Annotated in this window: 21 protein-coding genes and 2 pseudogenes; 14 read left to right on the forward strand and 9 right to left on the reverse strand. The window is 63.5% G+C overall.

Going from position 1 to position 26,044, the window contains the following annotated elements; genetic code table 11:
• Positions 1–55 precede the first annotated feature (55 nt).
• Positions 56–1,237 (forward strand): MFS transporter, encoded by a 1,182-nt coding sequence (locus PSCI_RS01245; RefSeq protein WP_045481761.1) that lies wholly within the window; start codon positions 56–58, stop codon positions 1,235–1,237.
• A gap of 5 nt (positions 1,238–1,242) precedes the next feature.
• Here the strand turns inward: PSCI_RS01245 and PSCI_RS01250 are convergent, their stop codons facing one another.
• The 6 genes from PSCI_RS01250 to PSCI_RS01275 form a co-directional block, all read right to left on the reverse strand.
• Complete coding sequence (locus PSCI_RS01250) at positions 1,243–2,430, reverse strand: DUF2252 family protein (RefSeq protein WP_045481764.1); 1,188 nt, start codon at positions 2,428–2,430, stop codon at positions 1,243–1,245.
• A 105-nt stretch (positions 2,431–2,535) separates the two neighbouring features.
• On the reverse strand, positions 2,536–3,750 hold the full coding sequence (locus tag PSCI_RS01255) for a multidrug effflux MFS transporter (protein WP_045481767.1): 1,215 nt from the start codon (positions 3,748–3,750) through the stop codon (positions 2,536–2,538).
• Complete coding sequence (fabF, locus tag PSCI_RS01260) at positions 3,747–5,039, reverse strand: beta-ketoacyl-ACP synthase II (RefSeq protein WP_045481770.1); 1,293 nt, start codon at positions 5,037–5,039, stop codon at positions 3,747–3,749. Before fabF ends, PSCI_RS01255 begins: the two co-directional genes overlap by 4 nt.
• A gap of 40 nt (positions 5,040–5,079) precedes the next feature.
• Positions 5,080–8,160, reverse strand: coding sequence for an efflux RND transporter permease subunit (locus tag PSCI_RS01265; RefSeq protein WP_045481773.1), 3,081 nt, complete (start codon positions 8,158–8,160; stop codon positions 5,080–5,082).
• Positions 8,157–9,263: an efflux RND transporter periplasmic adaptor subunit gene (locus PSCI_RS01270; protein ID WP_045481776.1), complete on the reverse strand. Its 1,107-nt coding sequence runs from the start codon at positions 9,261–9,263 to the stop codon at positions 8,157–8,159. The genes PSCI_RS01265 and PSCI_RS01270 overlap by 4 nt, the downstream gene beginning before the upstream one ends.
• Before the next feature lie 77 nt (positions 9,264–9,340).
• On the reverse strand, positions 9,341–9,955 hold the full coding sequence (locus PSCI_RS01275; RefSeq protein ID WP_045481779.1) for a TetR/AcrR family transcriptional regulator: 615 nt from the start codon (positions 9,953–9,955) through the stop codon (positions 9,341–9,343).
• A 333-nt stretch (positions 9,956–10,288) separates the two neighbouring features.
• Here PSCI_RS01275 and PSCI_RS01280 point away from each other — a divergent pair.
• The 4 genes and pseudogenes from PSCI_RS01280 to PSCI_RS01290 all read left to right on the forward strand — a co-directional run.
• Positions 10,289–10,780 (forward strand): annotated as a pseudogene (locus PSCI_RS01280) (RNA-guided endonuclease InsQ/TnpB family protein); the annotation flags it as partial.
• Positions 10,781–10,871: 91 nt separating this feature from the next.
• Positions 10,872–11,027 (forward strand): annotated as a pseudogene (locus PSCI_RS30085) (diguanylate cyclase domain-containing protein); the annotation flags it as partial.
• Positions 11,028–11,094: 67 nt separating this feature from the next.
• The gene (locus tag PSCI_RS29955; protein ID WP_052483334.1) at positions 11,095–11,316 is read left to right on the forward strand and encodes a diguanylate cyclase domain-containing protein; all 222 of its coding nucleotides are present in this window, start codon (positions 11,095–11,097) and stop codon (positions 11,314–11,316) included.
• Between the two features lie 150 nt (positions 11,317–11,466).
• On the forward strand, positions 11,467–11,925 hold the full coding sequence (locus PSCI_RS01290; RefSeq protein WP_045481782.1) for a hypothetical protein: 459 nt from the start codon (positions 11,467–11,469) through the stop codon (positions 11,923–11,925).
• Between the two features lie 14 nt (positions 11,926–11,939).
• Here PSCI_RS01290 and PSCI_RS01295 read toward each other — a convergent pair whose 3' ends face one another.
• Together PSCI_RS01295 and PSCI_RS01300 are read right to left on the reverse strand one after the other, a co-directional pair.
• A complete protein-coding gene (locus tag PSCI_RS01295) occupies positions 11,940–13,397 on the reverse strand; it encodes a HAMP domain-containing sensor histidine kinase (protein ID WP_045481785.1) in 1,458 nt (485 codons plus the stop codon).
• Entirely contained in the window at positions 13,397–14,110 is a 714-nt protein-coding gene (locus PSCI_RS01300) for a response regulator transcription factor (RefSeq protein WP_045481788.1), read from the reverse strand. Before PSCI_RS01300 ends, PSCI_RS01295 begins: the two co-directional genes overlap by 1 nt.
• A gap of 157 nt (positions 14,111–14,267) precedes the next feature.
• Between PSCI_RS01300 and msrB the strand changes: the two genes are divergently transcribed.
• The 8 genes from msrB (at position 14,268) to PSCI_RS01340 (ending at position 24,741) form a co-directional block, all read left to right on the forward strand.
• Positions 14,268–14,780: a peptide-methionine (R)-S-oxide reductase MsrB gene (gene msrB / locus PSCI_RS01305; RefSeq protein ID WP_045481791.1), complete on the forward strand. Its 513-nt coding sequence runs from the start codon at positions 14,268–14,270 to the stop codon at positions 14,778–14,780.
• A 10-nt stretch (positions 14,781–14,790) separates the two neighbouring features.
• Positions 14,791–16,563 (forward strand): cytochrome c biogenesis protein DipZ, encoded by a 1,773-nt coding sequence (locus tag PSCI_RS01310; RefSeq protein WP_045481794.1) that lies wholly within the window; start codon positions 14,791–14,793, stop codon positions 16,561–16,563.
• A gap of 10 nt (positions 16,564–16,573) precedes the next feature.
• Positions 16,574–17,266, forward strand: coding sequence for a peptide-methionine (S)-S-oxide reductase MsrA (gene msrA, locus PSCI_RS01315; protein WP_045481797.1), 693 nt, complete (start codon positions 16,574–16,576; stop codon positions 17,264–17,266).
• Between the two features lie 175 nt (positions 17,267–17,441).
• Positions 17,442–17,966: a sigma-70 family RNA polymerase sigma factor gene (locus PSCI_RS01320; protein ID WP_045481800.1), complete on the forward strand. Its 525-nt coding sequence runs from the start codon at positions 17,442–17,444 to the stop codon at positions 17,964–17,966.
• Entirely contained in the window at positions 17,963–18,910 is a 948-nt protein-coding gene (locus tag PSCI_RS01325; protein WP_045481803.1) for a FecR domain-containing protein, read from the forward strand. The genes PSCI_RS01320 and PSCI_RS01325 overlap by 4 nt, the downstream gene beginning before the upstream one ends.
• Positions 18,911–19,070: 160 nt before the next feature.
• Positions 19,071–21,410, forward strand: coding sequence for a TonB-dependent siderophore receptor (locus PSCI_RS01330; protein WP_084709818.1), 2,340 nt, complete (start codon positions 19,071–19,073; stop codon positions 21,408–21,410).
• A gap of 299 nt (positions 21,411–21,709) precedes the next feature.
• A complete protein-coding gene (locus PSCI_RS01335) occupies positions 21,710–23,434 on the forward strand; it encodes an ABC transporter permease (RefSeq protein WP_045481806.1) in 1,725 nt (574 codons plus the stop codon).
• 11 nt (positions 23,435–23,445) lie between these two features.
• Positions 23,446–24,741, forward strand: coding sequence for an ABC transporter ATP-binding protein (locus PSCI_RS01340; RefSeq protein ID WP_045481808.1), 1,296 nt, complete (start codon positions 23,446–23,448; stop codon positions 24,739–24,741).
• An 8-nt stretch (positions 24,742–24,749) separates the two neighbouring features.
• Here the strand turns inward: PSCI_RS01340 and PSCI_RS01345 are convergent, their stop codons facing one another.
• Complete coding sequence (locus PSCI_RS01345; protein WP_052483336.1) at positions 24,750–25,550, reverse strand: substrate-binding periplasmic protein; 801 nt, start codon at positions 25,548–25,550, stop codon at positions 24,750–24,752.
• A 227-nt stretch (positions 25,551–25,777) separates the two neighbouring features.
• On the opposite strand from PSCI_RS01345, the gene PSCI_RS01350 reads away from it, so the two are divergent.
• Positions 25,778–26,038, forward strand: a complete 261-nt coding sequence (locus PSCI_RS01350; protein WP_045481810.1) for a hypothetical protein — start codon at positions 25,778–25,780, stop codon at positions 26,036–26,038.
• The last annotated feature ends 6 nt before the right edge of the window (positions 26,039–26,044 follow it).

Here is a 26,044-nt window from a genome sequence, read left to right on the forward strand (position 1 = left end):
AGCGCACTTTAAAGGTGGATCGTAGCATTTAGCGCACAGATCCAGGAGCCTTCTCATGCGTATCAATCCCCCTCTTATCGCCCTCGCCATGGGTGCCTTTGGCATCGGCGTCACCGAGTTCGCCCCGATGGGCATGTTGCCTGGCATCGCGACCGACCTGGGTGTGTCGATTCCGGCCGCCGGCCTGCTGGTCAGTGCCTACGCGCTCGGCGTGCTGATCGGCGCGCCGCTGATGACCCTGACCACCGGCAGGATCCCGCGTCGCTACCTGTTGATCGGCCTGATGGCGATCTTCACCTTGGGCAACCTGATGTCGGCGCTGGCCAGCGACTACCAGAGCCTGCTCATCGCCCGGGTGGTGACCTCCCTGAACCACGGCGCGTTCTTCGGCGTTGGCTCGATTGTCGCGGCCAGTGTGGTGCCGCCAGACAAACGTGCCGGGGCGGTTGCTGCGATGTTCATGGGCCTGACCCTGGCGACCATTGGCGGCGTGCCGCTGGCCAGTTGGTTTGGTGAATTGCTCGGCTGGCGCACCGCGTTCTGGGGCATTGCCGGCCTCGGTGTGCTGGCGATGGCGGCGCTGTGGTTCGCCCTGCCGGATCTGCCGCTGGCCAAAAGTGACGGCGTGCTGGCCGAGATCCGCGTGCTGGGCCGCGCGCCGGTGCTGGCCGCACTGGCCCTGACCGTCATCGGTTCGGGGGCGATGTTCACCGTGTTCACCTACATCGCGCCGATCCTGCACAGCGAAACCCAGGCCTCGACCGCCTTTATCACGGCCATGCTGGTGCTGTTCGGGGTGGGTCTGACGCTGGGCAATATCTGGGGCGGCAAGGCTGCTGACCGCTCAGTAGACCGCACGCTGATCGTGTCACTGAGTGTGCTGATCGCCATCTTGCTGGCCTTCACCGTGTTGATGCGCTGGCCGCTGCCGGCGGCGGTCGCCATTCTGATCTGGGGCGCCGCCAGCTTTGCGCTGGTGCCACCGTTGCAGATGCGCGTGATGGAAGCTGCCAAAGACGCGCCGAACCTTGCCTCGGCCGTAAACATCGGCGCGTTCAACCTCGGCAATGCCATCGGCGCCGCGTTGGGGGGTGCAGTGATCAATGCCGGGCTGGGTTATCCGGCGATTTCCCTGGCCGGTGCGGTGATGGCCGCGCTGGGGCTGCTGATGGTGCTGGTTCTGGCCTGGCGCTCCAGATCCGCTGCGGCGGCGCAGCATGAGGCGAACGCGGCTTGAGCGCCTTAGTCATGCTCCAAAGCATAACGCCGACAATGCGCCAGATAGCCCATTTCATGCGCGCCAACCAGTTGCACCACGCTGCTCCATAACCATGACGGCGCATCCAGGCTGCGGGTACGGTTGCTTTGCAGCACATCCATCCACTCCAGCCGGGTGGCGAGGTCCATCTGCCGGGCATGCGCCTGACCGACCACCCGCGCCAGGTAACCGGCCGCCTCCATGGCCTGGCGCGAATCAAGTTGATCCAGTTCCAGTTTGAGGTCTTGGGGCAGCAGTTCACGGATGAAAAACGAATGCTCCAGCAACCGCACCGCCAACATCCGGTTACCCAGCCCCGGTGATAACTGCCGGGCACCCTCGACCACCCGTTTGCCGTTATCACGCGGCATCCCGACCCGGGCGGCACGCGGCGCAGCGGCCGCTACGGCTTGCTTGATGTCCAGCAGGCAATAATCCACGCCATCACCGTCGTCCACACTCAGCAGCACCGCATAACGGCGCAGCCCCAACGAGCTGCAACCCTTGACCCAATAGGCGCAGTCGAGCAGTTCAACTTCACTGGCATGGCTGCGGCCTTTAAGTGAGGTGACCAAGGCGTGGATTTCAGGGGTCACGCACAGCAGCTCAATGGCTTGACGCTCGGCTTTGCTGAGTTTCCAGAAATGCTTGCCCAATGGCAGGGTCAAGCGCGCGCCCTCGATGCGCTCTTTGGCCAGATGCTTCCAGGTACGCTGCACGGCGCTGCGCATACCGGCCTTGACCTGCGCCGGGCGTGGCGGCTCGCGCTCCAGGCTGGTTTCAAAGGCCAGTTCGTAGCCACGGACCATTTCTTCGAGCATCCGCGCGGTGGTCACCCCCGGCAGGTCGGAGCCACGTGCGGCGGTGGCAAGCGACAGTGCCAGACGCACCAGGTCATGCACAGGGTTGCCGACCACGGCCTGGTCCAGGTCGCGGATATGCACATCGATGCCACCCTTCAGATCACCAGTCGGCCCCAGATTACCGGCATGGCAATCCCCGCAGATCCATACCGCCGGGCCGCTGGGCAGACGCCGCCCCGGCTGGCTATGCAGCCACTCGTAAAAATGCACGGTGCTGCCCCGCACGAAGGCATGGGCAGAGCGGGCCATTTTCAGGTTACGCAGTTGATTGAGGTGCGGCAGACGATCAGCGGGTCTGGGTGTTTTCATGCAGGGCTGGCTAGTAATGGCTATGCGCTATTGACCACAGTAGCGTCACAGTTGTTTCAAAGTATTTCACAAAACAAATCTTTCACTCCCCGCGTCACGTGACGATCACGGCTCGACACAGCGCCTGTTCAAGCCGAACAACAACAGCGCGATCAGGCAAGCAGTGGCCTGGATCGCCCCCAAAGTAACCACCGGGGCAAATTCCAGCACCGACCCCAGCCAGGTCGTAAAGGCCGCCGCCGTCATGGTCAGAAAGCCCAGCAGTGCAGAAGCCAGGCCGGCCTGTTTGCCAAACGGGCTCAGGGTAAGCGCGGTGCCCAATGGATTGGCCAGGCCCATGCCCCACAGGAAGATCACCATCGACAGTGAATACCAGCCCAGCCCCGGATCCCTCGGGCCAAGCCACAGCAGGCATCCGGCCAATAACGCTGTGGCCAGCCCCGAGGCGGTAATGGTGCGGCTGCCAAAGCGCCCGGCCAGCCGTGGCGCAGCCAGGCCGGCGGCGAAGACGACAAATACCGTGGCCGCGAAATACAACCCGGTCTGTAGCGAGGACAAGCCCATGCCGTCCATCAAAATTGCCGGGGAGGCGCCGAAGCTGGCGAACAGGCCGCTCATCAACAGGCTCATCGCGGCCGCCGGCAAGATAAACGCAGGGTTACCAAGCAACCCGCCGTAGGCGCCCAGCACCTGGGCCGCTGGCAACGCCACACGGCGCTGCACCGGCAGTGTTTCGCCAAGACCGCGTGCATAGCTGAGCGCGATGATCAGCGCGGCGATGCCGACCATGATAAAGATCGTCCGCCAGCCCAGCGTGTTGCTCAGCAGGCTGCCGAGCAACGGCGAAAAACCGGGAGCGGTCGCGGTGGCGATCATGGTCAGCGACAACGCCCGGGCCAGGGTCTCGCCCTCGAACAGGTCGCGGGCGATGGCTCGTGCCAGCACTGCGGCGGCGCACGCTCCGAGGGCCTGAATCACCCGCCCGGCAATCAGCACGTCAAACGAGCCGGCCAGGCCGGCAACCAGCGTGCCGACCACAAACAACGCCAGACCACCGAGCACCAGAGGCAGGCGGCCAAACCGATCGGCCAGTGGCCCGACCAGCAACTGCGCCAGCGCAAAGGTGATGAAGAAGCTCGACAAGGTCAGGCCCAGCTCTCGTGCAGAGACGCCCAGCTCCTGGCCAATCTGCGCAAAGGCCGGGAGGATGATATTGGTCGACAGCACGCTGATGGCCGACAAGCCGGCCAGCAAGGCCACGACTTTACCGTTTAGCGCAGGCCCCTGCTGCACCGCCGCAACCTCGCTTTGCGTTTTCATGACTGAGCCTGCCAATGGCGAAACAGCACACTGGCATTGACCCCGCCAAAGCCAAAGCCATTTGACAATGCATGGGTCAACGCCATCGGCCGGGCGTGACAGGCGACCACATCAAGGCCGGTGGCGGCGTCATCAGGGTGGTCGAGGTTAAGGGTCGGCGGGACGATCTGGTCACGCAACGCCAGCACCGTGAAGATCGCCTCGATACCGCCGGCAGCGCCCAGCAAGTGGCCGGTGGCGGACTTGGTGGAACTGATCGCCACCTTGGAATCGGTGCCGAACAGCGCCCGAATCGCCGCCAGTTCGCCCTTGTCGCCGACCGGTGTCGAGGTCGCATGGGCATTAATGTGCTGCACCTCGTCGACGCTCACCCCGGCCTGTTGCAGCGCTTGCTGCATGGCGCGCCACGCCCCGCTGCCATCTTCAGGGCCGGCGGTCAGATGCCAGGCGTCAGCGCTGGTGCCGTAACCCACCAGCTCGGCCAAGGGCGTAGCACCACGGGCCAGGGCATGTTCCAGCGACTCGATGACCAGCAACCCCGCGCCCTCGGCCATGACGAAACCGTCACGCGCCTGGTCGAACGGCCGTGATGCGCGCCGGGCATCTTCGGCAGGCGCGGTAGACAACGCCCGCGCCGCAGCAAAACAGCCGAGGGTGACCCGATCAATCGCCGCCTCGGTGCCGCCACATATCGCGATATCAGCTTCGCCGCTGCGGATCAGCCGTGCCGCGTCACCGATGGCCTGCACCCCCGCCGCACAGGCGGTGACCGGCGCGCCCAGCGGTCCTTTGAAACCATGGCGGATAGACACATGCCCGGCGGCCATATTGGCGAGAAACGACGGCGCGGTGAACGGTGACAACCGTTTTGGCCCGCGGCCATCGGTGGTGCGCACCGCCTCGGCCATGGCCCCGAAGCCGCCTACGCCCGAGGCGATGATGGTGGCGGTGCGTTGCTGCTGCGCTTCGCTGACCGGGTGCCAGTCGGCCTGCTCCAGTGCCTCATGGGCCGCGATCAGGGCGAACTCGATAAAGCGGTCCATCTTCTTGCGTTCTTTGGCCGGGATCACCTGCTCGGGCTGATAGCCGCCCAGGGGGTCTTGCGCAAGGCTCGGCACCTGACCGCCAACCGCGACCCCGGTGCCGGCAGTAATCTCATCCGCCAGCTTGTCGATACCCGACTGGCCTTCGAGCAGCCGTTGCCAGACCCGCTCTACCCCGCAGCCAAGCGGGCCGACGATGCCGGTGCCGGTGACCACGATACGTTTGCCACTCTGAGAATGGGTCATGGGTGTCGCTGCTGAATGTGTCATCTAGGTTGCCCCCGGTTCAGGTAGTGAGTTGAGTCTTGCTGCGAGGAGAGTGAATCTTGAAAGCGATCGCATACATCGCCGGGAGAAACACCAGGGTCATCAGCGTACCGACCAGCGTGCCGCCGATCAGGGTGTAGGCCAGCGTGCCCCAGAACACCGACTGGGTCAGTGGCACAAAAGCCAGGATCGCGGCCAGCGCCGTCAGCAACACCGGTCGGGCGCGCTGCACGGTGGCCTCGACCACCGAATTGAACGGGTCGAGACCTTCCTGTTGGTTGTGATGGATCTGGCCGATCAGGATCAAGGTGTTGCGCATCAGGATGCCTGAGAGGGCGATCAGCCCGACCAGTGCGTTGATCCCGAATGGCTGCTGAAACAGCAGCAGGGTCGGCACCACACCGATCAGGCCCAGCGGCGCGGTAAGAAACACCATGACCATCGCCGCCATCGAGCGCACCTGAACAATGATGATCAGCAAGGTCAGGGCGAGCATGATCGGCAGCAGCGGCGCGATGGCCTTGCTGGCCTTGAGCGACTCTTCGATGGAACCGGCCATTTCGATCCGGTAGCCCGGCGGCAGAGTCGCGATGACCGGCTGCAGGTCGTTCCAGATCAGCGCCGAGACATCCGGCGGTTGCAGACCCTCGGCAATGTCGCCGCGCACGGTAATGGTCGGGGTGCGGTCACGGCGGCGCAGCACGGGCTCTTCCATGCGCACCTCGACCTCGCCGACCTGCGACAGCGCAATGCGCTGGCCGGCCGCACCGACCAAGGTGAAACCGGCGATCTTCGCAGGATCGAGGCGGATATCACCGGCGGCCCGCGCCAACAGTTGCACAGAGCGAATGTCTTCGCGCACCGCGCTGACCGCCACCCCGGACAACAGAAACTGCAGTTGTTGGGCAACGCTACTGGAGGTCAGGCCGAATGCTTGCAGGCGATCCTGATCCAGCGCGAAATGCAGGGTCGGCACCCGCGCGCCCCAGTCGCTGTTGACGGTTCTCATCATCGGGCTGGCCTGCAGCACGCCCTGCACCTGAGTGGCGATCAGGCGCAGTTGCTGCGGGTCAGGCCCCATCACCCGATAAGCGACCGGGAACGGCGAGTACGGACCGAACACCAGTTGCGTGACCCGCACCCGCGCCTGCGGCGCCAGACCGTCGGCCACTGCGGCACGCAGGCGCTGCTTGAGCGCATCACGCGCAGCCTGGCTGTCGGTCAGCACCACAAGCTTGGCAAAGGACGGGTCAGGCAGTTCCGGGGCCATCGCCAAATAGAAACGCGGCGGTCCCTGGCCGACATAGGTGGTGACGATCTGCGCCTCTTGCTGCTCGCGCAGCCACGACTCGACCTTGATCGCGGTGGCATGGGTCTGTTCGATGGAAGTGCCGTACGGCATCTGTACCTCAACCAGCACCTCGGGGCGGTCGGAGGTCGGGAAGAACTGCTTTTTCACCAGCCCCATACCCAGCAGCGCAACGATGAACGCAACGATCACCGCCCCCGCGACCGACCATTTACCTGCGATGACCCTGCTCAGCAGCCGACGAAAACGGTTGTAGTGGCGGGTGTCATAGATGGCCGCATGACCGCCGGCAACCTGTTTGATCTCCGGCAGCAGCTTGACACCCAGATACGGCGTGAAGGCCACCGCGACCAGCCAGGACGCGATCAGGCCGATGCCCACGATCCAGAACATGTTGCTGGTGTATTCACCGGCCGTGGAGTGAGCAAAACCGTTGGGCATGAAGCCGATGGCGGTGACCAGCGTGCCGGACAGCATCGGCGCTGCGGTATGGCTCCAGGCGTAGGCCGAGGCCTTGAGACGGTCATAGCCCTCCTCCATTTTCACGACCATCATCTCGATGGCGATGATCGCGTCGTCGACCAGCAAACCCAGCGCCAGAATCAGCGAGCCCAGGGTAATGCGGTCAAAGTTCTTGCCCGTGGCAGCCATGACCACGAACACCACCGCCAGGGTCAAAGGCACAGCTGCCGCGACCACCACGCCAACGCGCCAGCCCATGCTGATAAAGCAGACCAGCATGACCACCAGCAAGGCGACCACGAACTTGACCATGAACTCGTTGACCGACGAGCTGATGTTCACCGACTGATCAGTGACCTTGGCCAGGGTCATGCCCAGTGGCATAGCGGCGTTGATCTGCGCCGTTTCCGCGTCCAGCGCCTTGCCAAGGTCCAGCCCGTTCCAGCCATCACGCATCACGATACCGAGCAACAACGCCGGCTCGCCGCCGTTACGGACCAGCAATGTCGCGGGGTCTTCGTAACCCCGTTCAACCGTCGCCACATCGGACAACTTCAAGGTCCGCCCGTTGACCACCACTGGCGTGCTGCGAATGGTCTCCAGCTTGTCGAACGCCCCCTCCAGACGCACGATCACCTGCGGCCCGCCGGTTTCGATCGAGCCGGCGGGGGTCAGCGCATTCTGGTTATTGAGCGCCGCAAAGATCGCCTGCGGCGCAATACCCAGCGTGGCCAGCCGCTCATGGGAAAACGACACGAAAATGCGCTCGGCCTGCTCACCGATGATGTTGACCTTCTTCACGCCAGGGACGTGCAACAGCCGCTGGCGCAGTGCCTCGGCATCACGCACAAGCTGGCGCGGCGGCTCACCTTTGGCTTTCAGGGCGAACAACGCGAACGTCACGTCAGCAAACTCGTCGTTGATCATCGGACCGATGACACCTGCCGGCAGATTTCGCGCCTCGTCGCCCAGCTTCTTGCGCGCCTGATAAAACTCTTCCTGGACTTGCCCGGGAGGGGTGCTGTCGAGTAGCGAGACCATGGTGAACGCCAGCCCTGCACGGGTGTAGGTTTCACTGCGGTCGTACCACTTGAGCTCCTGCATGCGCTTTTCCAGCGGCTCGGCCACCAGATCCTGCATCTGCTGCGCCGTCGCGCCGGGCCAGGCACTGATGATGGTCAGTTGCTTTACGGTAAAGGGCGGATCCTCGGCACGCCCCAACTGCAAGAACGCGAGAATTCCGGCCCCGGCAATCAGCACGATGACGAACAGGGTGACCGCGCGCTCGCGCACCGCCAAAGCAGACAGATTGAAACGCCCTGCGCTCATGGCTGGCTCCCGGCAACCCGGTTGGCGTCGAGCGACTCACGCCGGACCGACTCACCGTCATGCAGCAGGTGCGCACCCAACGCCACGACCTGCTCTCCCACCGCGAGCTGGCCGACGACACGCGCCGTGTCGTCGCCAACAGCCAGCACCTGCACGTTACGCCAGGCCACCTTGGTCGGCTCACCGGCAATCAGCCAAACGCCGGGACCACTGCCGGGATCGTAAAGGGCCGCAATCGGCACCTGCACTGCGCCGCTGCCGGGCGAGTCCTGGGCGATATCGAGTGTGACGGTCGCCCCGAGCGGCGCCTGGGCCAGCGCGCCCTGCAGCACATAGCGGGCTTCGAAGGTACGGGTGGTGGCATCGGCCGCCGCAGACAGCAGCCGCAGGGTTGCAGGCAGCGCCGGGTCACGGCTGCCGTACAGCGACGCCTGCGCCGTCGAGCCGGTGGCCGGGCGCAGCGTCTCGGGCAAATAGACAATCGCCTCACGTTGCCCGGCCCGTGCCAGCCGGACCACCGTTTGCCCGGCGCTGACCACCTGCCCCGGTTCGGCCAGAGTCTCGACCACCACGCCGTCAGCGTCAGCCAGCAGCACCGCGTAGCTGGTTGCATTACGCGCCACATCGGCCTGGGCTTGCGCGGCACTGAGCTGTGCCCGAGCCGCGTCGGCAGCCGCCTTGCTCTGGTCGTAAGTGGATGCCGAAACGGCGCCTGCGGCAACCAGCCGGCGATAGCGCACCTCGTCCTGGGCCGTCTGCCTGGCAAGTGCGCTGGCCGAGGCGACCGCTTCGAGCTGCGCTCGCGCCTGGAGCTGGAGATCCACAGGATCAAGGCGCAGCAGCGGCTGACCACGCTTGACCGTTTGCCCGGTATCGACCAGCCGCTCCAGCACCTTGCCTGACACACGAAAACCCAGGTCACTCTGGGTACGTGCGACCACCACACCGCTGAACGAGCGATTTGTCTCAACGGCGCGCGTCACCGTTGCAGCCCGGACCAGCGGCGGCTGGGTACGCGGATCGTCGCTGACCGCTGGATCGCCACACGCCGTCAACAGGACGGGCAGCACGCAACCGACAAGCAGGAGAGATTTGAGGCGCATGGGATCCCTTACTCAAGAGCAATACGAGACCCACATTCTTTTACTAGTGACCAATATTGTCAATGGTCACTTATTATTTACGGCGCCAGGCTACGCAAGATCATGGCCGGCAATTGCACGGTCGCTTCACCGGTAGCGTCGAGGTTGTATTGCAGTTGTGCAGGGTTGATGTAGGGACGCATGACCAGACAGATCGCGCTGACCACATCATCCAGCGGGGTCTTGCGCTCAAATTCGCCGGCTTCGCGGCCATCAACCACGATCTGCTGGATAATTGCGCGAATTCGCGCTTCATGTTCAAGCACCGACGGCCACTGCTCACGTGATGCAACAGCAGCAATGTCGTAAAGCTTGCGGTCATGGAAAAACAGGTCGCTGCCCGCTTCGCAAAGCGTCCGGAACAGGCACCTCAAGCGCTCCGAGGCAGACGAGGCACCGGCAGTCGCAGCCTCAATGGCCTGCATGATCATCGCCAGACGGTTGGCGCAGATCACCTGGCCGATGGCCTGCTTTGAGTCGAAAAACTTATAGATGTAGGCCTTGGAAAAACCGATGGCCTTGGCAAGGTCCGACACCGTGGTCTTCTCATAGCCGTAATGCGCGAAATGGCGGCCTGCCGCCTCGATGACCTGATCGCGGACACTGTGATCAAGGGGGCCGCGGGTAGGCGCTGGGGGGGTATTTTCATTCATGTGCGCAGCTTGACTCCATGATGACTCGAAAGACCGTTAGGTGACCGATCAATAATATGGTCACAATCTATCTGTGTCCAAAAAGGGCGCGAAGTTCTGTTGACCGGCAAATACTGCCCTCAATGTGACGCCCTGCAATGGCCGCTATGGTAATGGCTATTCAGACAGGCCGGGCGCTGCGCCGGGCGATCAGAGGTTTTTCGCGCGAACGCAGGCATAATGCCTACACTTGGCTGCGGGCCAGAATCATCGACTGTTCTGGCCCGCAACTGCCATGAGCCGGTGCATCGGAATGGCTGCACTGACACGTTAATCCGTAGTTACGACTGACAAGGCAGTGATCGTCGCGACTATCTGCACAAGTGCTCCACCACGATCAGCCAAAACCACGCGATGGTGTGTATCGAGGACTTGCAGGTACGCAATATGTCCAGGTCGGCGGCAGGCACGGCCGAGGCGCCGGGAAGAAACGTTCGGGCCAAGTCTGGCCTGAACAGGACCATCCTCGATCAGGGCTGGTTCGAGTTCCGCCGCCAACTGGACTAAAAGCTGGCGTGGCGCGGCGGCTGGCTGATTGCCGTGCCGCCGCAAAATACCAGCCGCACGTGCCCTAGTTGCGGCCATGTGTCGGCGGCCAACCGCCAGACGCAGGCGCTGTTCAGGTGCGTGGGATGTGGTTTTGAAGGCAACGCCGATGTGGTCGGCGCGATCAATGTACTAAGGGCGGGACACGCCCGGTTAGCCTGTGAAGTGAGCGCAGAGGTCATGGCGCCAGCAGCAGGAACCTACCGAAGCGACTCGCGGGCGGCTCGATGCCGCGCCTGAGCGCCGTAGGAATCTCTGGTCTTCAGGCCGGGGAGGATGTCAAATGGCCTACAAGGACACCTTGACCGGGCTGCCCAACCGCCGGGCGTTCATGGACCGCCTCGGCACGACCCTGACAGACGCAACGAGCGCCGCACCGCTGTTTTTCCTGATGCTCGATATCGACGACTTCAAAAAGGTCAATGACGGCTTCGGCCATGACGTGGGCGATCAGGTGCTGATCGCGGTGGCCGCAATCCTGCGCGAGCATAGCCATGGGAATAACTACGCACGCATGGGCGGCGAAGAGTTTGCCGTGGCCGCGCAGGTCGCGGATGCCGCCCCAGGCGCAGGCGCTGGCCCGCACCATTGTCGCGGCGGTCAACTCGGCTCAGGTGTGCGACCTGTCCCTCTCGATCAGCATCGGCCTGGCCGATCACCAACCGCAAGAATCGCTGCTGAGCCTGATGCATCGCGCCGACCAGGCGCTGTACGACGCCAAGAGCGACGGCAAGAACCGCTATGCGATGGCCCGGCAGGTGGTGATGGTGGTCTGAGTCATCTGATGCGGCGTGCATGAACCAACCTCGCCCTGGCAGGTCGAAGGCCGACGACGATGCCACGCAGGGCTCAGGTTCTGCACAGCGCCGCCCCACCCTGGCACGGCAATCGTGCAAATCTTTCCGGGTGATAACAGGTTCTAAAAGATGAAAAAAATCGTTCTGCCAGTTCTGGCGCTGCTGTTTTTGCATGGCTGCGCGCAGATGCCCGACTACTCCAATGTCGAGGGTGACAAACCGGTCGACGAGTCGCGTTACACCGTGCTCGAAACCGAGACCTGGGCCACCCGCGAGCAGCGCAGCCTTCTGGATGATCGGCCGAATCTGAACATCATCAGAATCAACGACAAGAAGGTCGGCAACATCCCCTTCTCCACCTACTACTACAAGAACGACTCTCCGCAACGTGCCGTGCTGCAACCGGGGACTTACACCATCCAGCTGGAATACCGGCTGCCGCTGCATTTCATGTTCACCGACCTGAAATTCAACGCCAAAGCGGGCCAGAAGGTCATTGCCCGCTCCAAATACGTGGGCGTCAGCCGGCTGGAAATCTGGCTGGAAGATGCCGCCACCGGTGAAGTGGTAAGTACCCGGGTGCATTGACCCGCCGCGCACGGCTAGCCGCGCAGGCTCAAGCCGAAACGAAACACCGCGCCCTGCCCCGGCACGTCCAGCAGTTCGATCCCGGCGCCATGCAGTTGCAGAATCTGATAGACGATCCGCAACCCCAGGCCGCCATCACGCCGCGCACCGCCGATGGTAAACGGGCGCAGAAACAGCCCCTCGCGTAGCTCTGGGGCAATTCCCGGTCCGCTGTCGGCAACGATGAAGTTCAGTTGTTCTGCGGTCGGCTCCAGTTGCAGGGTTACGCTGCCGCCCTGCGGGGTATGGCGCAGGGCGTTGTCGAGCAGGTTGGTCAGCACCCGCTCGATCAGGCCGAGATCGGCATACACGTCCGGCACACTGCGGGGCATCTTGGCCTCCAGGGTGATGCCCTTGGTCGCAGCAGTGAGTTCGAATTTCTGCAATACGTCCTGCAGCAAGTCCGCTGCCGAGAAGCGTTCGATCACCGGTTTGACGAAGCCGTGTTCCAGACGCACCAGTTCCAGCAGTGCCTGGGCCAGGCCGCCGACCTTGTGGCTCTGGTCCAGGGCGATGCCCAGGTAGCGGCGGCGTTCTTGCGGGCTCAGGCGTTCACCTTTAACCGACAACACTTCCAGGTAGCCATGCAGTGAAGCCAGCGGGGTGCGCAGGTCGTGGGAGATATTGGCCACCAGTTCGCGGCGTTCCTGTTCCTGGCGATTGAGGGCACGCAGCTGTTCGGCCAGGCGCTGTTGCATCTGCGCAAAGGTACGCTCCAGAGCGCCGATTTCATCGTTGCGCGGGCGCGCTTCGGGCACGGCTGGCGGCTCGGCGCTGGCGTCGATATCGAAGCGTTCCAGCGCAGTGGTCAGGCGGCGCAACGGCCGGGTGATCCAGGCAAATGCCGCAAGGCCGGCCAGCAGGCACAGCGCGGCGATCAGGCCGATGGCCCACACCGCCGTGCTCAAGGCCTCGCTGGTGGCACCTCGGGCGGCAAACCGGTCATGCGCTTCACCGAGCAGCACCACGTAGAGAAAGCCGGCCCGCTGACCGGCGACCATCAGCGGCGCAACGCTGAACACCTTGCGGGCATCGAGGCTGCGCGGGTCATCACCAACGATCGGCAGCGGCTCACCGGCGATGAAGCGCTTGATCGGTGCCAGATCGACCTGGTCGCGCAGCAAACGGTCGCGGGGCGCGGCGTCGCCGATGATGCGCCCGTCGATGTCCAGCAGGTACACCTCAACGCTGGGGTTGACCAGCATCAATTGGCTGAACAGCTCGCGCACCGCGCCGGGCATCAGGCCGTTGGCGTCCATCAGTTGCGTATCGCTGGCAATATGGCGGGCCAGGTCGCGGGACAGCCCTTGCACCACTTCCAGCTCATGCATGCGGCTGGAGCGCACTTGCAGCCAGATCGAGGTGCCGCTGCACACCAGCAGCAGCACGGCGAACACCAGTGCCAGGCGGCGGGTCAGGCTAAGCGAAAACATCAGGCTTCACCGGCGGCTGCGAATTTATAACCGCGCCCCCAAACGGTGAGGATCCGCGCAGGGCTGGCGGGGTCGGCTTCGATCTTGGCGCGCAGGCGGTTGATGTGGGTATTGACCGTGTGCTCATAGCCGTCATGGCTGTAGCCCCACACAGCATCGAGCAGCTCCATGCGCGAGAACACCTTGCCCGGCTGACGGGCGAAAAAGTACAGCAAATCGAACTCCCGTGGCGTGAGGTCCAGGCTTCGAGCATCAAGTGTCGCTTCACGGGTAATGGGGTCGATGCGTAAACCGGCGATCTCCAGGCCGCCGCTGTCCAGGCGCAGATTGTTCGCCAGCGCCTCGACCCGGCGCAGCAACGCCTTGACCCGCGCGACCAGTTCCATCATCGAGAACGGCTTGGCCAGATAGTCGTCAGCGCCCAGTTCCAGGCCGAGAATGCGGTGCATTTCACTGGAGCGCGCGCTGGTGATGATGATCGGCGTGTAGCGGGTCATGGCCCGGGCGCGGCGGCAGATTTCCAGGCCATCGACCCCAGGCAGCATCAGGTCGAGGATCAAGGCGTCCCAGCCGCCTTGCTCCAGCAGGCGCAGGCCCTGTTCGCCATCGGCGCTGTGTACCACCTCGAACCGCTCATCGCGCAGGTGCAGGCAGATCAGCTCGGCGATGTGTTCGTCGTCTTCCACCACCAGCACGCGTTTGACCTGCTCCATTGCGCTAGCCCCTCCGGTATCGATTCGCTGGTCATTCTCACACAGCGCTGCCCGTGCAGTTATCACGAATTGTTTAACTCTGCGTGAGGATTCGGCGAAGCGCCGGGGCGTAGCCTGAGTCCATCAAAAAATTGGCCGTAGCGCACAGGAGACCACCATGCTCTCAAGACGAAAACTACTGCTCAGCGCCGGCTCATTCGGGGTCGCCGCCACCGCCTTTGCCGTGCTGCCACGGCTGGCCGACAGTCAGGTTCTGAATGTCGCAGATGACGACATCGGCAGCTTCGAGGTCAGCCATAGCGACGCTGAGTGGCGCCAACGGCTGACCGCCGAGCAATACCGCATCCTGCGCCAGGAAGGCACCGAACGCTCTTACAGTAGCCCGCTCAATAACGAGCACCGCGCAGGCACTTTTGCCTGTGCCGGTTGCCAGTTACCGCTGTTTTCGTCCGCCACCAAGTTTGACAGTCACACCGGCTGGCCGAGTTTCTGGCAACCGCTGGACAACGCCGTGGGGCAACACACCGACCGCAGCTACGGCATGTTGCGCATTTCAGTGCATTGCCGGCGCTGCGGCGGCCACCTGGGTCATGTGTTCGATGACGGCCCGCGCCCTACCGGTCTGCGCTATTGCATCAATGGCGCCGCCATGACTTTCACGCCGGCTTGAGGACAACCCCATGCTATTGCTGACACTCGCCTACCTGGGCGGCCTGCTGACCATCCTCAGCCCGTGCATCCTGCCAGTGCTGCCCTTTGTGTTTGCCCGTGGCGGGCGGCCGTTGCTGCGCAATGGCCTGCCATTGCTGGCCGGCATGGCCCTGACCTTCGCTCTGGTCGCTACCCTGGCGGCGGTCGGCGGGGCCTGGGTGGTGCGTCTGAACCAATATGGTCGCTGGCTGGCGCTGGCGTTCATCACCCTGTTCGCCCTGACCCTGCTGCTGCCGCAACTGGCCGAACGCCTGACCCGGCCACTGGTGGCAGCAGGCAATCGTCTTAACGCAGCTGCAGGTCACGACCAGCAGCCACGCGCTGGCACCTCATTGCTGATCGGCATCGCCACCGGCCTGCTGTGGGCGCCCTGCGCTGGTCCCATTCTGGGCCTGGTACTCACCGGCGCCGCGCTGCAAGGCGCCAACATCGGCAGCAGCTTGCTGTTGCTGGCCTACGCCGCCGGTGCCGCCACCTCGCTGGGCCTGGCCCTGCTGGTGGGCGGCAAGCTGTTCGAGGCCATGAAGCGCGGCCTGGGTGCCGGTGAATGGCTGCGCCGTGGGCTTGGCGCAGTCATGCTGGTCGGGGTGGCGGCCATTGCTTCGGGGCTCGACACCGGCCTGCTGACCCGTTTGTCGACCGCGACCACGGCTGGGCTGGAACAACATCTGGTAGATCGCTTGACCGGCCAGCAAGACGACGGCGCAATGATGATGCGCGCCACCGACAGCCACAGCGGCGAACTGCCGGTGGAAGGTAACCTGCCCGCCCTCGACGGCGCGGTGCAGTGGCTCAACTCACCGCCGCTGAGCGCCGAAGCACTGAAAGGCAAAGTGGTGCTGAGCGCCGAAGCACTGAAAGGCAAAGTGGTGCTGGTCGATTTCTGGACCTACTCGTGCATCAACTGCCTGCGCAGCCTGCCCTACGTCAAAGCCTGGGCCGAGAAATACCGCGACCAGGGTCTGGTGGTGATTGGCGTGCATGCCCCGGAGTTCGCCTTCGAGCGTGACATCGACAACGTCAAAAAAGCCAGCCGTGACCTTGGCATCACCTACCCGGTGGCCATCGACAACGACTTCGCCATCTGGAAAGGCTTCAACAATCAATACTGGCCGGCGCATTACTTCATCGATGGCCAGGGCAAGATCCGTTACCACCACTTTGGCGAGGGCCGTTACGACGAGTCCGAGCGGGTCATCCAGCAGTTGCTGCGCGAAGCCGGGCAGCACGACGTTGCCAGCGGCATGGTCAAGGTCGCTGCCAGCGGTGCTCAACAAGCCGCCACCCAGGGCATTCGCTCGCCGGAAACCTACCTGGGCTACGACCGCGCCCAACACTTTGTCTCGCCCGGTGGCGCCCGCCAAGACCGTGTGGCCAGCTACAACCTGCCAGGCAGCCTCAAGCTCAACGACTGGGGCCTGAGCGGCGCATGGCAAATCAACGAACAAGAAGCCGTGTTGGCCCAGGCCGGCGGGCATATCGCCTACCGCTTCAAGGCCCGCGACCTGCATCTGGTGCTCGGCCCGTCTGCCGACGGCAAGCCGGTACGCTTCAAGGTCAGCATCGACGGCAAAACTCCGGGCGAGGCCCACGGAGTGGACATCGATGCCGATGGTAACGGCACGGTGAACGAACAGCGCCTCTACCAGTTATTGCGCGTGCCCGGCGACGCCGCCGAACACAGCTTCGATATCGAGTTCCTCGACCCCGGCGTGCATGCCTACGCCTTCACCTTCGGCTGAGACCACCACCATGCGAATGATCAAACGCTTTACCTTACAAGCCCTCGCCGGCCTGGCCTTTATCCAGATCAGCGCCTGCTCAATGGCCGCGGAAGATGCCGTAGTGATTCCCGCACCGGCCCATGACCTGAGCAGTACGGCTTCGACAGCCACTGCGGTGTTTGCCGGCGGCTGTTTCTGGGGTGTGCAGGGGGTGTTCCAGCACCTGCACGGCGTGACCCAGGCGGTGTCCGGCTATGCCGGCGGCAGCGCCAATACCGCGCACTATGAGCAAGTCGGCAGCGGCGACACCGGGCATGCCGAAGCGGTGCAGATCAGCTACGACCCGCAGCAAATCAGCTACGGCAAGCTGCTGCAGGTGTTCTTCTCGGTGGCCCACGACCCGACCCAGCTCGACCGCCAGGGCCCGGACCGGGGCACCCAATACCGCTCGGCGATCTTCGTGCACAACGACGAACAAAAGGCCGTGGCCCAGGACTACATCAAGCAGCTCGACGCTGCCCATGTCTATGCCAAGCCCATCGTCACCCGCCTGGAACCGCTGACTGCTTTTTACCCCGCCGAGGACTACCACCAGAACTACCTGACCAACCACCCGAACAACGGCTACATCGTGGTCAACGACCTGCCCAAGGTGATGAACCTCAAGCAGTTGTTTGGTGAGTTGTATGTGCAGCAGCCGGTGTTGGTGAAGGTGCCCTGAGGTATCCGGCGTGAGCAGTTCCCTCCCACAGGGGCACACTTCATACCTCTGCGGGAGGCTCATCTGGCGACAAAGGGCTTCGCGGATAAATCCGCTCCTGCGCGCCGGGTGAGACAAGCTTCACCTTGCAATATCGCTACAACATCGCCACCATTGCGAATAGTTGTCATTCGCCATGGTCATCTCCGCCGTGATTGCTCCTCCCGCCGATACGCGTCAGCAAGTCCTCCATCGCCTGTTCGGCGACCATCACAGCTGGTTGCTCGACCGGTTGCGCTTGCGCCTGCGCTGCCGCGAAGACGCTGCCGATCTGGCCGCCGAGACCTTCGCTCAGGTGGTGGAGATGCCCGACCCGCAGAGCATCCGCGAGCCACGGGCGCTGTTGAGCACCATCGGCAAGCGGCTGATCTTCGCCCGCTGGCGGCGCAACGATATCGAGCAGGCGTATCTGCAGGCCTTGGCCGAACAGCCAGAACCGCTCGCGCCATCGCCGCAGGAACACTGGCTGGTGATGGAGGCGCTGCTGGAGGTCGACCGGTTGCTCGACGGGTTGTCGTCCAAAGCGCGGGCAGCCTTTCTCTATAGCCAGCTCGACGGCCTGACCTATGCGCAGATCGCCGCTGAATTGGGTGTGTCGGTCACCCGCGTGCATCAGTACATGGTTCAGGGGCTGACCGCCTGTTATCGGGCGGCGCCGTGAGCGGGTTGCCGCCGGCGGTCAGCCAGGCAATTGAATGGTACGCAAGGCGGGCATCGGGCAGTTTCGATGAGGCCGCGCAACGTCAGTGGCAAAGCTGGCTGGACGCCGATGCCAGTCATCAGCAGGCCTGGCAGAGCTTGCAGCAGCAACTCAATCGCACCCTGACACCGCTGGCGCAACAGCCTGGCACGGCGCGGGCCTTGCGTGCTAGCGGTCACTCGCGGCGACGCTTGCTGCGCGGCGCGCTGGGGCTTGGCGGTCTGGCAGTGGCTGCGCATCTGCTGAGCTGGCGCGGCGGGCCGCTGCACGAGCGCTGGGGCAGTGACCTGCGCACCGGCACTGCCGAACGTCGCACGTTCCATCTCGACGACGGCTCGACCCTGCTGCTCAATGCCGAAAGCGCGGTGGACCTGAACTTCAATGCCAGCCAGCGGCGTGTGCAGTTGCTGCGCGGCGCGGTGCTGGCTGAGGTCAGCAAGGAGGCGGCGCCAGCCCGACCGTTCGTACTCGCCTGCCCTTGGGGTGAAGCGTGGCTGGACGGCGGCAGTTGCCTGTTGTCGCGGCAGGGTAATCAAGCCCAGGTGTGGGCCATGAGCGGCGAGCTGGAATGGCGCACGCCGCAGCAACGTCAACACCTGAGTGCAGGCCAGGGCCTGGCCTTCGACGGTCAGCGCTGGCAGCCAATTACGCCGCAGCACACCCATCAGCGCAGCTGGATCAGCGGTTTGCTGGAGGTGCATAACCAGTCGCTGGGCGAGGTGATCGAACACCTCAAGCCTTATCACCATGGGCTGTTGCAGGTGTCTGATGGCGCTGCCGGACTAAGGATTTCCGGGGTATTTACCCTGGATGACAGCCACAGTGCGCTGGCGGCGCTCAAGGATGTGCTGCCACTGCGCATCGACAGTTATCTGGGGTTGTGGACGCGGATCGACCGGGCGTAGGGGTTGAGGCTGTCGCCAGCAGAGCTTGCCTCCCACAGGGTGCAGCCCTGAGAGCGAAAAGTTTTTTCACATCACCCCTGAAAATTTTCCAGGCTCGCGTCACATACCAGGCAGTCACGCGTTTTGCGCGTCCCGCACCGTCCTTTGCCGAGTCTCTTTCATGCATTTGAATACCCTCTTCCCGCTGGTACTCAGCGGTTGCCTGGCCAGTGCCAGCAGCTTCGCCAGTGACGCGCTGTACGACTTCAATATCGAGGCCGGGCCGTTGGCCAGAACGCTGATCAGCATCGGCCAGGTCAGTGGTCGTCAGGTGCTGTTCGTGCCTGCCGATGTCGAAGGTCGTCAGGCGCGGGCACTGCGTGGCCAGTTCAGCAGCCAGGAGGCGGTCCGCCAGAGCTTGCAGGGCAGCGGGCTGGCCTTGCTGGTAACTGCCAGCGGAGCACTGAGTGTGCAGCCGCTCAACCGTGACGGCCTGACCCTGGATGCGACGGTGATCGATGCCAACCGCCAGGGCGCCACAGCCGATGAAGTGATCGCCCGCCGCACCCCGGCGGCCAGCACCACGCGGCTGGGCCTGAGCAACCGCGAAACACCGCAGGCGATCAGTACCGTGACCCGCCAGCAGATCGATGACTTCAAGCTGACCAGCGTCAAGGATGCGCTGCGCAGTGCGCCGACCGTCACCGTGGAGCAATTTGAGACCGATCGTACGGCATTCACCTCGCGCGGCTTTATCATCGACAACTTCGAGTACGACGGCATGGGCATGCCCTTCTCGTCCGGTGTATTACTCGGTGACCAGGACCTGGCCGAGTTCGAGCAGATCGACGTGTTGCACGGCGCCAACGGCCTGATGAGCGGCGCGGGTAACCCGTCTGCCACGGTCAATGCGGTGCGCAAACGGCCGACCGAAACCTTCCAGGCGCAGATCAACAGCAGTGTCGGTTCGTGGGACAACCGCCGCCTGGACTTCGATGTCAGCGGCCCGCTCAGTGAAAACGGCAAAGTGCGCGGGCGCTTTATCTATGCCCACGACAAGGGCAACTCTTATCTGGACCGCTACAGCCATGAGATCAACCTGGCCGCCGGACTGCTGGCCTTCGACCTGTCGGCGGCCGATACCCTGACCGTGGGTTACTCGGACCAGAAGAGCAATTCCAATGGCAGCACCTGGGGCGCACTGCCGATTGCCGACTACGCCGGCAATCGCATTCACTACAGCAGCCGTAGCTCAAGCATCGGCCAGCCCTGGAGCTACTGGAACATCCACACCCAGCGCGCCTTCGCCGAGTGGATCCATGAGTTCGACGGGGGCTGGAAAAGTACCCTCACTGTCACCGGGGTGAACCAGCATCAGGACACCCAGATGCTCTATGCCATCCCCGCCACCGCCACTGACGTGTTCGCCTACGTCAACCGCACCACCAGTACCGAGCATCAGCTGACCGGCGAACTGCAACTGGCCGGGCCGTTCAATCTGTTCGGCCGCGAGCACGAGCTGACCCTGGGCGCCAACTACGGCCGCAGCCGTCACGACGAAACCGGACACTACCAGGACGCCTCGGGCTACATCATGGCCAGTTTGACCGACGCTCTGGCCGGCCGCGTGGTGAAGCCGCCGTTCACCTATACCGATAGCCTCAACACCCAGCTGTTCACCGACCGACAAAAGAGTGTGTATGCCGGGGCACGCTTCAGCCTGAGCGATGACCTGCACTGGATTGCCGGTGCACGAATGCTCAGCGCCGACGGTGACGGCATGGGCTACGGCTCGCCGCACGACACCCGGGTGCATGGCAAGGTCACGCCTTACACCGGGGTGGTCTACGACCTGACTGCGCAGTGGAGCCTGTACGCCAGCTGGACCGAAATCTTCAAGCCGCAGTACCTGCGCAGCACCGCCGGCGGCGTGATCGAACCGCTTGAAGGCAAAAGCACTGAGCTGGGCATCAAAGGCAGCCTGTTCGACGACCGCCTGAGCCTGACTGGCGCAGTGTTCAAGACCGACCAGCAGAACGTCGCCGAGACCACCGGCGAAATCATCGGCGGCCAGTACGCCTATCGGGGCGTGGACTTCAAGAGCCATGGCGTGGAACTCGAAGCCCACGGCGAAGCACTGCCCGGCCTGGAGCTGGCTGGCGGCTATACCTGGGTGCGCATCGAAGACAACAATGGCGACAAGGCGCGCCGCTACGTGCCCAACCACACCCTGCGCGCCAGCCTGACCTGGCGTCTGCCGAACCTGCCACAAGCCAAAGTCGGCAGCCGCGTGCAATGGCAGAGCGCAACCGAGGCCGATTCCAACAGCCGCGTAAGCCAGGACGCCTACACCTTGGTCGACCTGATGGCCAGCTACGACTTCGGCGAACACTGGAGCACGTCGCTGAACCTCAACAACCTGTTCGATCAGAAGTACTTGTTGTCGCTGTACCAGACCGCCGGGTCCACCAACTATGGCGCGCCGCGCAATGTCATGGCTTCGGTGAGCTGGAAGTACTGAGCGTCACGGTTGGCGGCGCTGACGGTGAAACCCCCTTCACGTTCAGCGCCAGTTCATGGAACGGCCTGCCAGAGCGGCGTATAAAGCGCAGGCCTTACCGAAACATCCTGTAACTACTTTGACGAGAGCCATGGACAGTTATCCCGGTAGTCGCGCCCCGGCCCTTTTGCGAAAGGCCGGGCGCGCGATCAACACAGACACACGACAGTGCCCGCAACGGGCCGGTCGGTTGAGCCGCATGCCGGGCTGAGCCTCGTACGCGACTTGCCTGCCGGCGCGGCCGGGCCGAGGTAAGTCGAATGCCATTTTCCATTCGCCAACAGGCCTTGCGCCTGGGTCACGTTGCACCCAATCGTTGGGACTGGCTTATGCTGCCATTGGTCCTGGCGCTGATTGTTCTGCTCGCCTGGGGCGCCATGCAGATGAGTCGACCGTTTGTAGTCGGTGAAGCCACACCGGTATCACTGGACCCGACCGAGCTGCCCTATTACCTGCTGCGCACGATGCTGCGTATGTTCATCGCGCTGGGGATTTCGCTGCTGTTCGCCTTTGCCTTCGCCGCGCTTGCCGCCCGCTATCGTGCAGCAGAAAAGATCATGATCCCGTTGCTGGATGTACTGCAGTCAGTGCCGATCCTGGGGTTTCAGGCCATCGCTATCGCACCTTTCATAGCCCTGTTTCCCGGCAACCTGCTGGGTGTGGAGTGCGCGGCGATCTTTGCCATCTTCACCTCCCAGGCCTGGAACATGGCGCTGAGTCTTTATCAGTCGCTGCGCAACATCCCCGGTGAGCTGGAAGAAGCCGCACGCGTTTTCCGGCTCTCACCCTGGCAGCGCTTCTGGCGGCTTGAACTGCCATTCGCCATGCCTGGGCTGCTGTGGAACATGATGATGTCGATGTCCGGTGGCTGGTTCTTTCTGGTGGCGGCCGAAGCCATCTCCGTCGCCGGGCAGGACATCAAGCTGCCGGGCATTGGCTCATACATTGCCGTAGCCATCGAACAAAGCAATCAGCAGGCGATCGGTTGGGCCATCGCCGCGATGCTGCTGGGCATCGTCATTTACGATCAGTTGTTCTTCCGTCCGCTACTGGCTTGGGCTGATCGATTTCGTTTCGAAGAAACCGCTGGCGAAACCGCCCAGCGCTCCTGGCTGCTGGAGTGGGGCCGGCGCAGCCACTGGCTGCGAGCCGCCAGCCTGCGCCTGGCCGCGACCCTGCACGCGGTGACCGGCGGGTTTGCATTGCGCCACGACGGTTCGGTGCCACCGCGTCGGCGCCTGTCAGTGCCACGCCTGTGGTCACAGGTGGGCAAGGCTGTGCTGGCCCTGATCAGCCTGGGCGCACTGGGGGGCCTCACCCTGTTTATCCATCAGGCCGTTGGCTGGGCCGAGGTATTGCACGTGCTCTGGCTGGGGCTGCTGACCCTCACCCGGGTCATCGTGCTGATCATTCTCGCCTCGCTGGTCTGGGTACCGCTGTCGATCTGGATCGGCTTGCGCCCGCGCTACTCGCAAAAGGTCCAGGCACTGGCGCAGTTCCTGGCCGCATTCCCGGTCAACCTTCTATTTGCGCTGGTGGTCGTTCTGCTGGTCAGGCTGGACCTGAACCCGAATATCTGGCTCAGCCCGCTGATGGTGTTTGGCACCCAGTGGTACATCCTGTTCAACGTGGTGGCCGGAGCGAACGGCATCCCCAATGAACTGCGCCTGGCCGCCGAGAACATGGGCCTGACAGGCTGGCTGAAATGCAAACGCCTGTATCTGCCGGCGGTGTTCCCCAGCTTTCTGACCGGTGCGATGACCGCCAGCGGCGGCTCGTGGAACGCCAGTATCGTGGCCGAATACGTGACTTGGGGCGACATCACCCTGCAAGCCCAGGGGCTGGGCAGCTACATCAAACAAATGACCGATGCCGGAGATTTTCATCGCATCGCCCTGGGCATCGGGGTGATGTGCCTCTACGTCATGGTGTTCAACCGTCTCGTCTGGCGCCAGCTGTTGCTGCGCGCCGCAACCCGTCGTTGAAGGAGGCTGTGATGAAAGCCAAGGCATTGATCGAACTCAAAGCAGTCAACAAAGGCTTCAAGGCCGCCGACGGCACGTCGCGCACAGTGCTCCAGGGCGTGGACCTGGCATTGCATGACGGTGAGATCGTCGCCCTGCTGGGCCGCTCCGGCTCAGGCAAATCCACCCTGCTACGGGTGATTGCCGGGCTGGTAAAGGCCGACCAGGGCCAGGTTCACTATCAGGGCCACCCCATCTACGGCCCGGTCAACGGCATCGCGATGGTGTTTCAGTCGTTCGCGCTGTTTCCCTGGCTGAGCGTGCAACAGAACGTCGAACTGGGCCTGGAAGCTCAGGGCGTCAAGCCGGCCGAGCGCGAACGGCTGGCCAGCGCCGCGCTGGAAATGATTGGCCTGGCCGGTTTCAGCGGTGCCCTGCCGCGCGAACTGTCTGGCGGCATGCGCCAGCGGGTAGGCATTGCTCGTGCACTGGTGACCAATCCGCAGGTGCTGCTGATGGACGAGGCATTCTCGGCGCTGGACGTGCTGACCGGGCAGAGCTTGCGCGACGACATACTCGAACTCTGGCAAGAACGGCGCATGGCTACACGCTGCATGCTGGTGGTGTCGCACAACATCGAAGAGACCGTAATGATGGCCGACCGTATTGTGGTCTTCGACAGCGACCCCGGTCGGGTGCGCTCTGAGTTGCACATCGACCTGCCCCGCCCGCGCAACGCCGACTCGCCACAGGTGCGCGCCCTGGTGGCGCAGGTTTATGCGCTGATGACTCAACCGTCAGCGGCGATTCACACAGCGGACAGCAGCGCACCGTTGGCGGCGCCATTGAGCTACAGGCTGCCTGAGGCTGATGTCGCACGGCTCGAAAGCGTGCTGGAGCGCCTGGCTGCCGAGCCGTTCAACGGCACTGCCAGCCTGCCGGCCCTGGCCGCCGAAACCGGGCTGCCCGACGAGGAATTGCTGCCGGTCTGCGAAGCCTTGGCGTTGCTGGGCCTGGCGCATATCGACCATGGTCATCTACGCCTGGACCGCCATGGGCGGCAATACTTGACCACACGCCAGGCACGCCGTCAGGATCTGTTCGCCCGTCAATGCCGGGGACGCATTGCACTGGTGAATTTCATTCTGGACCGTCTGCATCTTGAACCGGGTGCCAGCCTGGCCAGAACCGTGGTGCTTGGCAGGCTGGCAGAGTGGATGGATGAAGAACAGGCCGAGCGGGTCTTGAACGTTGCCATCGAATGGGGCCGCTACAGCGAGCTGTTCGAGTACAGCTTCCATAACCACTGCTTCACCCTGACCTCCTGATACGGCGGTCACGGCAGGCGGCTGGCTTGCGGACCCGGCAAGTCGTGCAGGTAGCTATCGATGATGCGCTCAATACTGCCGTCGTCGCGCAAGCGTTCGACGGCCTTTTTCAGCCGCTGGACCATCGGCTCGGCACAGCTTTTCGAGCAGGCCAGGTACAGGTTGGTCGGCATCATCGGCGGGCTCATCAGCAATGGCCTACTGGACACGTCGCGCCAGATGTAGCGGGTTTCCGGCACCCCGTTGAACCAGGCATCGACCCGGCCCAGCAAGAGCATCTGCGCCGGGTTCTCGCCGATTTTCAACGGGTAGATCTGCTCATCGGCGAAGCCTTGTTCGCGCAGCATCTGCTCTTGGGCACTGCCCAGCCCTACGGCAATGCGCCGGTAGCTGCGGCGGGCCTCGTCGAAATTCTCCACCCGTTTATCGAGGCTGAAGAACGCCCGTTGCATGGTCATGATCGGCACGATCCAGGTGTAGCTGTTTTCCCGCGACGGGATGCGCGACAGGGGGATGATCAGCAGGTTCTCGCCCATCTGGACCGTACGCTGCGCGCGGTTCCAGGGCATGGATCGAACGTTCAGCTCATAGCCTGCCAGAGCGGCGGCCTTCTGCGAGACGTCGCCCAGAATGCCGCTGCGGCCAACCGGGCCAGACATGGTCAGCGGCGGCGCCTCAAGCAGGTAGATATCCGCCGGGGCCGCGAGCAGGGTCTGCCATGGGCAGAGCACGCCGACCGTCAAGGCTGCGCAAAACCGCTTCAAGGCTCGCAAGCCTGTGTAGCGCAGGGAATTGGTCGAGAAGTGCATCAGGGTAACCTGAGAGTGGACGACAAGCTGACATGGCAAGCATAGTTGCAAATACCTGATAGCGCATTGCCCTGCCCAATAAAGGAGCACTACCGCCCATGATCAGACAGCAGCGTTACGAAGCCGGCTTGCAGGCGCTGAGCGATGCAGGCGCGCATGTGCGCACCACCGTGGGGGTGTACCAGCTGAAGGTCGATCTGCTGGCGATTGCGCAGTAGGTCCTCGCCATGGCGCACTTGATCAGGATCAGCGATGTACCGCGCGCCCGATGGATCGCCTTGCGCGATCAACTGGCCGCCGATGGCTGGACGTTGATCAGGGGTGGCGGGCTGGATCACTCATGGGCAACGTTGCACCGCGGTGAGCCGGTGATTGAAATGCAATGGGACAACTGGACCGAAGGTGAGATCACCTACGCGCAGGAGCAGGCCGGGTTGATCGAGGCCCAATTGCCAGAGGACATCAGGGCGTTGCCAAAGGCGCCCTGAATGCAG

This window comes from Pseudomonas sp. StFLB209 (genome assembly GCF_000829415.1).
Taxonomy (GTDB): domain Bacteria; phylum Pseudomonadota; class Gammaproteobacteria; order Pseudomonadales; family Pseudomonadaceae; genus Aquipseudomonas.